Annotated in this window: 11 protein-coding genes; 8 read left to right on the top strand and 3 right to left on the bottom strand. The window is 48.4% G+C overall.

Annotation, left to right across the window (positions count from 1 at the left end):
- Nucleotides 1–45: 45 nt before the first annotated feature.
- On the bottom strand, nt 46–987 hold the full coding sequence (locus AC4G47_RS24775) for an NADP-dependent oxidoreductase (RefSeq protein WP_491103217.1): 942 nt from the start codon (nt 985–987) through the stop codon (nt 46–48).
- Nucleotides 988–1,380: 393 nt separating this feature from the next.
- Between AC4G47_RS24775 and AC4G47_RS24770 the strand changes: the two genes are divergently transcribed.
- Both AC4G47_RS24770 and AC4G47_RS24765 read left to right on the top strand, forming a co-directional pair.
- Nucleotides 1,381–3,069, top strand: coding sequence for a methyl-accepting chemotaxis protein (locus AC4G47_RS24770; RefSeq protein WP_491103215.1), 1,689 nt, complete (start codon nt 1,381–1,383; stop codon nt 3,067–3,069).
- 34 nt (nt 3,070–3,103) lie between these two features.
- Nucleotides 3,104–3,748 carry a CatB-related O-acetyltransferase gene (locus AC4G47_RS24765; RefSeq protein ID WP_458125516.1) on the top strand — a complete coding sequence of 215 codons (645 nt, stop codon included), beginning with the start codon at nt 3,104–3,106 and terminating at the stop codon, nt 3,746–3,748.
- Nucleotides 3,749–4,076: 328 nt separating this feature from the next.
- On the opposite strand, the gene AC4G47_RS24760 is transcribed toward AC4G47_RS24765, so the two are convergent.
- Nucleotides 4,077–4,349: an HU family DNA-binding protein gene (locus tag AC4G47_RS24760; RefSeq protein ID WP_036606368.1), complete on the bottom strand. Its 273-nt coding sequence runs from the start codon at nt 4,347–4,349 to the stop codon at nt 4,077–4,079.
- 99 nt (nt 4,350–4,448) lie between these two features.
- Nucleotides 4,449–4,649, bottom strand: a complete 201-nt coding sequence (locus AC4G47_RS24755) for a cold-shock protein (protein WP_017690333.1) — start codon at nt 4,647–4,649, stop codon at nt 4,449–4,451.
- 168 nt (nt 4,650–4,817) lie between these two features.
- Between AC4G47_RS24755 and AC4G47_RS24750 the strand changes: the two genes are divergently transcribed.
- The 6 genes from AC4G47_RS24750 to AC4G47_RS24725 all read left to right on the top strand — a co-directional run bounded on the left by AC4G47_RS24750 (nt 4,818) and on the right by AC4G47_RS24725 (nt 13,425).
- Nucleotides 4,818–5,708: a tyrosine-type recombinase/integrase gene (locus AC4G47_RS24750; protein WP_491103214.1), complete on the top strand. Its 891-nt coding sequence runs from the start codon at nt 4,818–4,820 to the stop codon at nt 5,706–5,708.
- A 343-nt stretch (nt 5,709–6,051) separates the two neighbouring features.
- Complete coding sequence (locus tag AC4G47_RS24745) at nt 6,052–7,659, top strand: response regulator (RefSeq protein WP_491103212.1); 1,608 nt, start codon at nt 6,052–6,054, stop codon at nt 7,657–7,659.
- 26 nt (nt 7,660–7,685) lie between these two features.
- Nucleotides 7,686–9,482, top strand: a complete 1,797-nt coding sequence (locus tag AC4G47_RS24740) for a histidine kinase (protein WP_491106785.1) — start codon at nt 7,686–7,688, stop codon at nt 9,480–9,482.
- Complete coding sequence (locus AC4G47_RS24735; protein ID WP_491103211.1) at nt 9,460–10,632, top strand: substrate-binding domain-containing protein; 1,173 nt, start codon at nt 9,460–9,462, stop codon at nt 10,630–10,632. The genes AC4G47_RS24740 and AC4G47_RS24735 overlap by 23 nt, the downstream gene beginning before the upstream one ends.
- Nucleotides 10,633–10,782: 150 nt before the next feature.
- On the top strand, nt 10,783–11,844 hold the full coding sequence (locus AC4G47_RS24730) for a galactose ABC transporter substrate-binding protein (protein WP_458125520.1): 1,062 nt from the start codon (nt 10,783–10,785) through the stop codon (nt 11,842–11,844).
- Nucleotides 11,845–11,919: 75 nt separating this feature from the next.
- Nucleotides 11,920–13,425 (top strand): sugar ABC transporter ATP-binding protein, encoded by a 1,506-nt coding sequence (locus tag AC4G47_RS24725; RefSeq protein ID WP_458125521.1) that lies wholly within the window; start codon nt 11,920–11,922, stop codon nt 13,423–13,425.
- Nucleotides 13,426–13,427 lie beyond the last annotated feature (2 nt).

Raw genomic sequence — 13,427 nt, 5'->3', positions numbered from 1 at the left:
CATACCATCGTCTAAATTTCGTCCATGTATTCCAGTGAGGGCCAATCAGACCGATCGCACGTCCAGCAAAATCCTGCCCCGCCCATGTCTGGATTCACTTTTGGCATGCGCCTGATCCGCTGCACTTAAAGGGAAGACCGAGTCGATCTCCGAATGGATGGTACCGTTAGCCATAAGCTTGGCGATTGTAGACAGATCCTCTGACGTAGGGAATTTCGAATTGAACTTGGCAGTAACTCCGTACTGTTCAGCTTTTTTGGAGGAAGGTAATTGAGTCAGGGATACCAATTTACCTCCGCGTTTCAGAACACCCCATGAGCGGTCTTCGATCTCTCCACCCACAGCGTCAACAACCAGATCAACATGGCTTACCAGTTCTTCGAACACGGATGTTTTGTAATCGATCACCTGATCAGCACCCAGCGAAGCAACAAAATCAACATTGGCTCCTGAAGCTGTTGCGATCACATGAGCCCCTTTCCATTTTGCGAGCTGCACGGCGAATTGTCCGACACCACCCGCAGCCGCATGGATCAGTACCGTTTGCCCTGCTTCCAGCTCACCTTCAGTGAACAGTACCTTCCACGCGGACTCGGCTCCGCCTTTGATGGTTGCAGCATCCTCAAAACGAAGGTCGGCCGGCATATGCACCACATCCGTAGCAGGAGCAATGCCATATTCAGCATAACTTCCGTTCACATTACCGAAGACGTGATCTCCTGGCTGGAAGGTACCGACACCTTGCCCCACGGATTCAACGATACCTGACATGGCCGTTCCGGGTGTATAAGGCAGCTCTTTGACAAACACGTTCTGCAACCAGCCATTACGAATCTTCCAGTCCAGCGGAATGGCTCCTGCATACTGAATGCGTACCAGAACTTCTCCGGCAGCTGGATGGGGCATATGGACTTCCTGTTCGAACTGTAATGTCTCTGGGCCCCCGTATTGATAAACTTGGATAGCTTTCATACTAGTTGTATGCATTATTTACACGCTCCAGTCGTTAAGGAATTAGGTTGAAGATGAATATATCTTTTCGTCTTTATTCGTCTGTAGATGTCATACTGTGCCCAAACTTTCTTACTTATGTTGTCGGCAACTAAAATATATCATCATTTTGTGTGGTTGGCAACACAATATAGATATTTATATACGGATTGTCACTATAAATTTCCAAACCGAAGGACATTCTCACATGATTACGGAGAAAACGTAAAAGATTAGATCTTAAGAGGGTTGATTTGTGATAAAAGTCACTGCGTCATTATAAATTATGTGATCTGTCCTACCGATAAGACTATATGTGATATTCGAAACGGAATCGAAATCGGCTTGAATATCCCCACAATTACATAGGGAAAAGGGTGGCTCACACACATGCGAAGCATGAGCATCGGTACCAAAATTAGTTTGATCGTTGTCAGTATATTTATCGTCTTCTCCTCAGCTGTGGCGATAAGTGTAATCCTGGAGATGAGACAGGGGATTACGACGTTCGCTACAGAGAAGGCGAAGCGAGATCTCGCGATGGCGAATCATATCATTTCATATAAGTATCCAGGAGACTGGGCCATTAAGGACGGGCAATTATTCAAGGGAGATACCGCGCTGGAAGGCAACTTCGAACTGGTGGATGAGATTGGAGAAGCTTCTGGTGACACCGTGACAATCTTCCGAGGTGATGAACGTGTCGCAACGAATGTCATGGTGGACGGAAAGCGTGCTGTAGGCACGAAGGTGTCTGAAGAGGTCGCTCAGACCGTTTTGCAGCAAGGGGAAAGGTACTTTGGTGAAGCTGTGGTTGTAGGTCAGAAATATCAAACGGCCTATGAACCAATCAAGAATGCATCGGGAGAGATAATCGGAATTTTCTATGTAGGCGCTTCTCAGTCGTTAATTGACGTGATTATTTCCTCGTTCCTCAAGACGTTCCTGATTGTATTCCTGCTCGCGATGTTGGTCGCGATTACCCTGATTCTGTTGTATGTTCGCAGGGTAAGAGTACGAATCGAACGGGTATCCATGGCGATTAAGCGTGCGGGTACGGGCGATTTCACACAGCCGGTTGTGGACAACGTCCAAGACGAGATCGGATTGCTGGGCACGGGATACAATGAGATGAGAAGTAATCTGCAGGTCATCATTCAAGGTGGACTTCAGGCTGCGGAGAGAGCAGAGCATTCGACTGGGCTGCTACTGAAGATTGCGGACCAGACAGCCAATGAATCGGCCCAGATTGCATCTTCCGTTGAACAAGTGGCTCAAGGAGCCGAGAGTCAGACGATTAGTGCGGAAGAGAATCTGCAGGCGATGGAAGAAGTAGCTATAGGCGTACAACGTATGGCAGACAAGGCCTCGAGCATCTCCGATTCAGCATTGTATTCACGCAAACAGGCAGAAACCGGAGGAGAAGCTGTACAGCTGACCGTTCAGCAGATGTCTACAATTGCATCCTCCGTTACCACAACGGATGAAGTCATTCGTATGCTGGAAGGGAAGTCGGCACAGATTAGCCAGATGGTTACCTCGATTCATGAGATCGCGAATCAAACGAATCTGCTTGCGCTCAATGCATCCATTGAAGCGGCAAGAGCAGGGGAGCATGGCAGAGGATTCGCCGTGGTGTCTACGGAGGTACGTAAGCTTGCTGAACAAGCTGGAGACTCTTCGGATCGTATTGAAGAATTAGTTCAAGCCATGGAACAAGACATGAAGCAATCCCTATCGGCCATGTCGAGCGTGAAGGACGAAGTACAAGAAGGACTACGTTTGACCCGCGAAACAGAACAAAACTTCAGCCTGATCCGGGATACGAACCTGCGCATAGCCACAGAAATTGAGGACATGGCTGCGACGAGTGAAGAGATGTCCGCAGGCGTGGAGCAGATCGTTGCTTCCGTACATGAGATTGCTCGCCATGCGCAGACGGCTAGTACCAATTCACAACAGGCAGCTGGATCTGTCCATGAACAGCTTAAGTCGGTAGAACAGATCAAGGCATCTGCGGCTATTTTGTCCGATGTGTCGACAGAGCTGCAGACCTCACTTAGTCCGTTTAAAATTTAATATCTGTTACAATAGGGAAAAGGAGGGACTGCCTATGGCCCCTGATAAAACAAAACTTTTCCCGAACGAGAATATCCGCACGGTATGTTACATACAAAACCTGCCGCCTCGTTCCAACGTGGACATCGGTGATTATACGTATTATAGCGATAACACGAATCCGCCAGAGCAATTCTATGACAGGATACAGCATCATTATGACTTTATTGGTGATCGTTTGGTCATCGGCAATTTCTGTGCGATAGCAGAAGGAGTGACATTCATCATGAATGGCGCCAATCACCGGATGGAGGGCATGACCACGTATCCTTTCAACATATTCGGTGGAGGATGGGAGCGCGTGACACCCACACTGGAGCAACTTCCATATAAGGGTGATACGGTACTGGGGAATGATGTCTGGCTTGGACAACATGTGACGATCATGCCTGGTGTCACTATTGGAGATGGCGCCATTGTCGCTTCCAATTCGACCGTTGTTAAGGACGTTGAACCTTATACGATTGTTGGTGGAAATCCAGCCAAGACTGTCAAAAAGCGCTTTGACGAAGAAACAATTGCACTGCTGCTCGAACTAAAGTGGTGGGAGAAGGATGAGGTATGGCTGGATACTTATCTGGAACGCCTTGTCTCTTCCTATGATTCACAGACGTTGCGCGAACTTCTGAACAGCAAGTAGCACAGGTGTGAAAAGAAGACAAGAAAATGGCTGGTTCCTGAAGGAGCCATTTTCAAGCAAATCAGGCCCTGGACCGTTTTGAGCGGACCAGGGCCTCTTGTTGTCCAAGATGAAATGTTAGTTTAGCGGGTGGGTGGTCGTAGGATACAATCAGACTTTGTTGATGATGGGGACTTAGAGTGAGTGTGATCTTCTGTATGATCCGGGTTCGTCTGCTTACCTGAATAAAAGTTAATGATATCATCAACGGTAGAAAAGACGACATTTACATCCATATTATCATTGTGTGTTTGAATAAAAACCTCTTTTCAATGGGTTGTTGCGTTGTTTAATTTAAAGCTTCTTTCATGCTTAAGCCTGCTGTGAATACAGGAACTTTACCTGCAGGTAATTGAATTTCTTTGCCTGTTTTCCGGCTTCTTCCGGTTCTTGCCTCACGCTTCTGCACTTCAAATTTCCCGAATCCAACCAGTTGAACTTCTTTACCTTCTTTGAGAGCTTCGAGAATCGAGTCCAGTACAACGGTTACAGCCTTTTCAGCATTCTTTTTGGAGAAACCACCAGCCTTAGCTACTTCTGTGATCAATTGTTCTTTATCCATGGGGAATACCTCTCTTTCATTCTTGGGATGTGAAATCTTTACTGTGCAAAATATGAGTAAATAAAAAGCTGCCTTATTAATAAGGCAGCTTTCATATAATTAAAGTTTAGTAACGTTCTCAGCTTGTGGTCCACGGTTGCCTTGAGTTACTTCAAATTGAACGCGTTGACCTTCGTCCAAAGATTTGTAACCTTCACCTTGAATTGCACTGAAATGAACGAATACGTCTGTTCCTTCTTCAGTTTCGATAAAGCCGAATCCTTTATCCGCGTTGAACCATTTCACTGTACCTGTTTGCATGTGATTCCTCCAAAAAATAAGTTTTTAGCCGATCATTATGACGAGTATAAACTAAAATTGACACTCACCTGGTGCATTTAAACCACAGACTTGATGTCCGCTAATGTATCGATTAATATGATAATACCATGTCCGCTAATATAAGTCAAGATTTGGAGGTATTTTCTAATGAATCAGTCATCAGTGATATCGGTGCAGCGGAAACCGACGATAGAGGAATTCATATATGTGCTTGCCAATGAGGGAGATTTGCATCCCAAAACCGTGAAGGAATACGCAAGTGATCTGAAGCACTTTATCGAATGGTATAAGGAAAGCACCACGCTCGGCGAAGAATTCACATTGCGAATTGAAGACGTGAACACATCCACTTTAGTCAATTATCGTGAAGATTCACACAAAGTTATGCTTTTGAAGCCAGCTACCATTAACCGGAGATTGATTACGTTGAAGCGTTTTTTCAAATGGGCTGTCCTGGAAGCCAGGCTCAGCAGTGATCCTTCCAAGGCATTGAAATTCATTCCGGAAGACAAAGTCAGTCCACGCCGAATGACAGTCGAAGAAGAACAAGCATTCATCTCCGCGGTGGAGTGCATCAACTCCCTTCGAGACCAGACCATTCTTACCCTTATGTTTCACACAGGCTTGCGCACGATGGAGGTATGCAACCTCACGCCTTATGATATCGAGCTTGGTAAACGGAGTGGTCACCTGACAGTAAGAGCTGACAAGCGCAATGGACAACGAAAGATCCCTTTAAATATGCAGTGTATCGTAATATTGACTCAGTACTTATCCGGACTTGCTAACGACAGTTCTTACCTGTTCCCCTCAGAGAAGACAAATGATCGTTTAACGGAGAGAGCACTGCGCCACCTCATTAAAAAAGTCATGATTGCAGCAGGGCTGGAAGGACTGAGTTCACATGACCTGCGCCATCGTTTTGGTTATGCCATGGCAGAGCATACGCCGCTTCACCTTCTGGCGGAAATCATGGGACACACCAATCCCGATACGACAATGGTTTATGTTAAAGCCTTAAGTGCGAATCATCATTGAAACCAGAATGAAGGATCAAAATTTTAGGTAGAAACAAAACTCCTCTTATTTAGAAGTACTTCGAAATTTACCATGTTTGTATTACTTTAACCTACCCTTAGCATTCATATACTATCCTTAACATGTCACAGAGGCACTGCCCGTCAGGGTTGCCTTACTTCTAATGAAGAAAGCGATTACATATTCCCGATAATATTGTATATTATGATGGCAACCTTGGAACGTATCAACATGAGCATTTTGCATAGATCCCATGAGCGATGAATATCAAATGATGTAAAAGGCTGAGATCTATATTATTAATCGGGATAGGGCCCGTCATATAAAAGGGAGGAATCCGCACGTGTACCGGGTACTGCTGGTGGATGATGAAGAAGATGTGCGTGAAGGGTTAGTGGTGGAGGTCGATTGGGAAGCACTCGATCTGCGGATTGTCGGCTTGGCTGAAAATGGGCGGGAAGCATTGGAGATGGCGGAGCGGGTAGAGCCGGACATTGTGGTGACCGATATCAGCATGCCGTTCATGAATGGTCTGGAACTCGCACAAAGATTGCGGAAGCGAAACCCGCTCGTGAAGGTGGTCATTTTGACCGGATATGATGAATTTGATTATGCCCGGCAAGCCATCTCGCTAAGTGTGGATGAATATCTGCTGAAGCCATTCTCGGCAGGGCATCTCACCGAATTGCTGACAAGGCTGCGTGCCCAGATGGCGGCAGAAGTAGCCGAGCGTGAAGATGTACAGCAGCTGCGTGAGCACTATCATACCAGCTTGCCGCTATTACAGGCAGATCTGATGGCGACCTTGCTCCATCGTCAGAAGTCCTCCACATACATTCACAGTAAAGCCAAACAATGTGGGTTGGATCTGACAGGAGAACGCTATGGCGTATCTGTGTTGACACTGCACATGGACGAAGATGCTGAACTGAAACGGTTTGCTGCACTTAACATTGCAGCAGAAGTATGGGCGGAACACGACGCTGGTCATGCGTTTATGCATCAGGAGACGATCGTCCTGCTCTATGTGGATCGGTGGGGCGGTACAGATGGAGCGAAGCGACAACAGAAGGCATTGGAAAATGTCATGCGAAGCATCAACCACTATTTGCGCATCCCGGCGACGGTAGGATCTGGGCAGATCGTGAATACACTTGCGGATGTGAATCATGCCTATGAAGATGCCATGCTGGCACTGGATTACCGGCTTGTACCCGGAACGGATTCTATTATATATATTGCGGATGTGGAGCGTCAGACGGCTGGCAAGCTACGGTTTGATGAGTTGAAGCAGCAGACGCTGACACGTTGTCTGAAGGCAGGTACGCAGGCGGAGCTGGAGGAAGGGCTAGAGATCATTTTCCGGGAAATTACCGTCGAACATAGTCGAAATGATATTCAACTGTATCTGATTGAAGTGTTAACGACGGTATGGAAGGCAGCGCAGGCATCAGGAGAAGAGATGGAAGATATCTTCGGTGCAGGGTTCCAGTTATATGCGGATCTGTTCCGACTACCGGGACTTACTGAGGCACAGAGGAAGGTGCGGGAGGTCTGTCTGCTTGTACAACATCGCATTGCTAGCGGACGCCAGCATGTATATAAGGATATTGTCGAGCAGGCGTTAGTCTTCACGAAAGAGCATTATGCTGACCCGGACCTGTCTATTCAGAAAGTGTGCGGACATCTGCACATCAGCTCTGGTTATTTTTGTGGCATTTTCAAAAAAGAAGTACAGCTCACCTTCCTGCAATACCTGATGCAGATCCGGATGGAGGCAGCCCGGGAACTGCTTCGCTCGACAGAGCTGAAGTCGTTTCAGATTGCGGAGCAGGTTGGCTTCGCCGAACCGAATTATTTCAGTTTTTGTTTCAAAAAACATATCGGTGTCTCGCCCAAAGAATATCGTAAACAGGCTTCTCTGGCAGCAAGTGAAGGTTCGATCCGATGAGATCATTGGTCATATGGGTGAAGTCTATGGGACTTCAGTTACGCTCTCGTCTGCGTTCGTCCAGGGTCAGCAGTATCCGGTTTATTATTACATGGTCCTTCTCCGTCTTCATCGTCTTGGTGCTGACGATCATGGCGTTGCTTCTGCATGACAAGTTCACTCAGGCTGCCGAACGAAGCGCGGAACTGACGACGAGACAGATTGTGGATCAGGTTAGCTATAATCTGGAGGATTACGTCCGCAGTATGTCTCATCTGTACCGTGCCATTGAGGAACACATGCTGCGTGACGGGACATGGGAAGGGGAGCAGGTGGACAAACAGCTGGACACACTGCTCAGCAGTCGTGAGGATATCATCTCCATAACTCTGCTTGATTCCAAGGGGCAATTGCTGAAGAACAGACCTACAGCTGAATTAAAAACCAGTGCCCATGTGACACAACAAGGGTGGTTTCAGTCTGCGCTCCGCGTGCCAGATCATCTTAGTTTCTCGCTACCTCATATTCAGAACATGTACACAGGCCCATACAAATGGGTCGTTTCCATGAGCAAAGGCATAACCATACGGCAAAATGGTCAGGACCGACAGGTCATCCTGCTGGTCGATATCAATTTCAAACAGATGGATGAACTGAGCCGCCGAGTCAGTCTGGGGCAACGGGGATATGTCTATATCATCGATGAGAGCGCAGGCAATATTGTATACCATCCGCAGCAGCAATTGATGTATATGGGGCTCAAAAGTGAGAATATCGAACAGGCTTTGGTGGCTACCGGCAGTTATGAAGATGAGGCAGATGGGCAGAAAAGGCTGAATACCGTGAAGTCCGTTGCCAATATTGGGTGGAAAATCGTTGGTGTCGCCTATCTGGATGAGATAATGACCACCCGTCAGGAAGTGAACGGATATCTCATTCGTGTACTGGTCGTTGTCCTGGTGTTGGTTATTATCGTGTCCCTGTTTCTATCCTCCAGTCTGACTCGCCCAATCCGGCGAATGGAACGCAAGATGAAGGCCGTGGAGCGTGGGGATTTTAACGTGGAGTTGCCTATTGAAGGGCCGCTGGAGGTGGAACGTCTATCCCGCCGCTTTAACCTGATGGTCAATAAAATCCGAACCCTAATGGATGAGATCATCCATGAACAGGAGCAAAAGCGGCGTCTGGAGCTGGAGGCTTTGCAGGCTCAGATTAATCCACATTTTCTATACAATACACTTAATTCTGTGGTGCGCATGGTAGGCATGAGCCGTAATGAGGAAGTGATTACGATGATCACGTCACTCTCGCGCCTGTTCCGCATCAGTCTGAGTCAAGGCAAAACAATTATAACGATCAGGGAAGAGCTGGAGCATGCGCAGCATTATTTGACGATTCAGCAGATGAGGTTCAAGCGTAAATTCAACTTTACGATTAAGGCCGATAATGCACTTCTGGATTGCCTGACATTGAAGCTGGTGCTCCAGCCCTTGATTGAGAATGCTATTGTTCACGGCATCGAGTACCACATGGATGAGGGATGTATTAAGGTCGATGTCTATCGTGAGGATAACAAGCTGGTGTTTCGCATTACAGATAATGGGGTCGGCATGACGGAAGAACAGATGTCGGGATTATTGAGTGGCAGTCCGGTTGTCAAAAGCGGTGCAGGATCAGGCGTAGCTGTCCGCAACGTACATGATCGAATTCGGCTCTATTACGGGGAGGCATATGGCCTTGAATTTGCAAGTGAGTTGGAAGAAGGCACCACGGTCTGGATGCGGATTCCCATTCAATTGCAGCAGAAGGAGGGCGAGTCTGATGACGGTCAATCAAGTGAATAGGAACGATGCCCATAGCGTTGAAAGATTGAACATCCGTGCGTTTTTGAAAAAGATTGGTGCGAGCTTCCGGCGAATTCGGAAACGTCGGTTGGTAATCCTGACTGCTGCAAGCTGCTGTCTGCTACTATGCGCGGCCTGTGGCATATCGGGTCCCGATGATCGTACATTACCGCCACGTATCGCGCTAATTACGCCAGCTGGGACAGGGGAACTTGCGGAAGCCATCCGGCTTGGTGCCGAAGCGGCTGCCAAAGAGAGCGGGGCAGAACTAATGACCGTGGAAGCCTACCCTTCCGACGGTAATGTGTACACGCCCTCCATTCCGGACTCCGTTGGCAGTCAGATACAGCTTAAGCAGGCCAATGCAGACCGCCGAACGTTGTCTCGCAGTGCGCGGGAGCAGGCTCAGGTGGAAGCCGCCGCCTTGGCTCTGAAGCAGGGAGCATCAGCTCTATTAGTCGATCCCCTGAGCGAGACGGCACTCAGCGACATTATTCAGGAGGCGCAGGCAACGAATTCCGATGGAGCCATCGTTCCCGTCATTGTGCTTAACGATGAATTTCCCGTGAAAGGCATCACCAGCGTCATCTCCATGGATAATGTAGAGGCTGGACGGCAAGCAGGGCAGGCCATGGCGGAGCTGTTGGAAGGACGAGGGTATGTGGCTTTATTGGGTCCAGATCCTCTTAATTCCGGTCTGATTCACAGAGAGCAGGGTGTTATGGAAGTCCTGGAACAGTATCCTGACATCCAAGTGGAACCCAAATCGGTATGCAATACCCGGGACGGGTGTTGGCAGGCGGCGAAGCAGCTGCTGGACCAACAGCAGGTAGATGGCTTCATTGCCCTTCAAGAACCGGCTTCTCTGGGAGCAGCGGATGAACTGAATCGACGCAAGTCTGCGGATAAGGTTAAGATTGTTGGATTCGGCAGTGAACAACAGCAATTGGAGCAGCTGCAGGAAGGGGTCTTTGAGCATCTCATCGTCCAGAATGGATACAGTGCAGGTTATCTGGGATTGAATCAAGCCGTTGCGCGGCTGAACAATGAACAGGTGCAGGCGAGAGTGCTACTTGAGACGAAGCTGGTTAGTACAGACAATATGTTCTGGATGGATAACCAGAAGCTGCTGTTTCCTTTTGTACAATAAACGAATGCGGAATGATGAAATGAAGCCATTTCTTAACTTGAGGAAGATTTCGATAGAACAGGTGAAGATATTGTATTCGAATTTAATGTAAACCCTTTCATAATAAAGACATCGGTGAAGCCGAATGAACTTGGGGGAGGTCATTAGGATATGAAGAAAACGTGGATGACACTGTTGATTACGGCATGTATGGTTGTGGCGGCGGGTTGTAGCAGCGGCGGAGACAGCGCAGGTGGCAGTACGGGAACAGATACGGGAGGTCAGACAGCAGCCGGGACGGAAACACCGAAGATTGGTGTCGCTATCTACAAATTCGATGATACGTTCATGACGGGTGTACGTAATGCGATGAACGCAGCAGCGGAAGGTATTGCGACCCTGGATATCGTGGATAGTCAGAATGCACAGCCCACCCAGAATGAGAAAGTCGATCTGTTTGTATCCAAGAAATATAACGCAATGGCTGTGAATCCGGTAGACCGTACGGCGGCAGGCGTCATCATTGACAAGGCCAAGGCAGCGAACATTCCAGTCGTGTTTCTCAACCGTGAGCCGGTAGCGGAAGACATGAACAAATGGGATAAAGTGTACTATGTAGGAGCAAAAGCGGAAGAGTCCGGTACGATCTCCGGACAGCTGATTGTGGATTACTGGAAAGCACATCCGGAAGCAGACAAAAACGGTGATGGCAAACTGCAATACGTCATGCTGAAAGGGGAACCGGGCCACCAGGATGCAGAGCTTCGAACCAAATATTCGGTTCAGGCGATCCAGGATGCCGGTATCGAAGTGGAAGCACTGGCGGAAGATACTGCGATGTGGGACCGCGTGAAAGGTCAGGAGAAAATGCAAGCGTTCCTGGCTTCGCATGGCGACAAGATCGAAGCCGTTCTCGCGAACAATGATGACATGGCGCTTGGAGCCATTGAGGCATTGAAAGCAGCCGGATACTTCAAGGATGGCAAATCAATGCCGGTGGTAGGTGTGGATGCAACAGCCCCTGCCATTCAGGCTCTACAGGATGGTACGATGCTGGGCACGGTACTTAATGATGCCAAGAATCAGGGTGCAGCCACGGTTGCTCTGGCTTCTGTACTTGCCAAAGGGGAGACACCAACGAAGGAAAATACCAAATATGATATTACAGATGGGAAATACGTCTGGATTGCATACAAAAAAATTACGAAAGACAACATCGCCGACGCCCAATAACAGCAGTAGACAGGGACGTCCGTCATTCGGGTAGCGTCCCTTTTTTGCCGGTCATATGGAAGGGGAGGATACAAGATGGAATCACCTTACCTGCTGGAGATGAATGGAGTTTCCAAAGCGTTTCCGGGTGTGCAGGCACTAAGTCAAGTCACGTTGAAGGTGAAGCCGGGAACGGTTCACGCCTTGATGGGAGAGAATGGAGCGGGCAAATCCACGCTGATGAAATGTCTGTTCGGCATGTATCGACCAGATGAAGGAACGATACGCATCGAAGGAAGGGACGTGGATATTCCCAATTCCAAAGCAGCACTTCAGCAAGGGATATCCATGATTCATCAGGAGCTGAATCCGGTCCCGTATCGTCCGGTGATGGAGAATATCTGGCTGGGTCGTTTTCCGATGAGGGGAATACTGGTGGACGAGAAACGGATGTATACCGATACACTGGCTCTTTTCAAGGACTTGAACCTGGATATTGATCCGAAGGCTCAAGCCGGAACACTGTCTGTCTCCAAGATTCAATCGATGGAAATCGCCAAGGCGGTCTCTTTTCAATCCAAAGTCATCGTCATGGATGAGCCAACTTCTTCCCTGACAGGCAAGGAAGTGGACCAGCTCTTCGCCATTATTAATGAACTACGCAGTCGCGGCGTGTCCATTATCTACATTTCCCACAAGATGGAGGAGATCCTGACGATCTCGGATGAAGTCACGATCATGCGTGATGGCTTCGTTGTTGGTACGTGGGATGCTGCTGATTTAACAACAGATCTGATCATCACACGCATGGTGGGTCGTGACATGGACGAACGATTCCCGGAACGGACGAACGTACCCGGTGAAGTCATACTGAAGGCAGAGGGTCTGACATCGAATCAGTCGAAATCGTTTCGGGATGTATCCTTTGAGCTGCGAAAAGGCGAAGTGCTCGGCATTGGCGGCCTGGTTGGAGCACAGCGGACAGAATTGATTGAGTCTTTGTTCGGACTGCGCGGTCTCGCTTCAGGTCAGATTTCGATCCATGGACGCAAAGTAAAGATTAATTCTCCCGCTGCCGCAAAGCGTTACAACATTGCTTTGCTCACGGAAGAACGAAGGGTGACAGGGATATTCCCTGTGTTGTCGGTGTATGAGAATACAATTATCGCAAGTCTTGGGCGTTACAAAAATCGCATAGGTTTGTTGAATGAGAAAATGGGCCGCGAGGAAGCAAGGGAGCAGACACAGAAGTTTAGAACCAAAACGCCTTCGGTTAACACGCTAATTCGAAACCTGTCTGGTGGTAATCAACAGAAAGTTCTACTGGCCCGCTGGTTGCTGACCAACCCGGAGATTCTGCTGCTGGATGAACCGACGCGTGGAATCGATGTAGGGGCCAAATTCGAGATTTACACCATTATTACGGAACTGGCTCGTCAGGGCAAAAGCATTATCATGATTAGCTCAGAGATGCCTGAGCTTCTGGGCATGTCGGATCGCATCATGGTGATGAGCGAAGGGCGTCTCACCGGAATCGTGGACGGAGCCGAGGCAACAGAGCAGGATATTATGAGGCTGGCCGCGCAGCAGCGGATGGCTTAGTC

This window comes from Paenibacillus sp. Negev47 (assembly GCF_058313655.1).
This window is presented reverse-complemented; position numbering and strand designations above follow the sequence as displayed.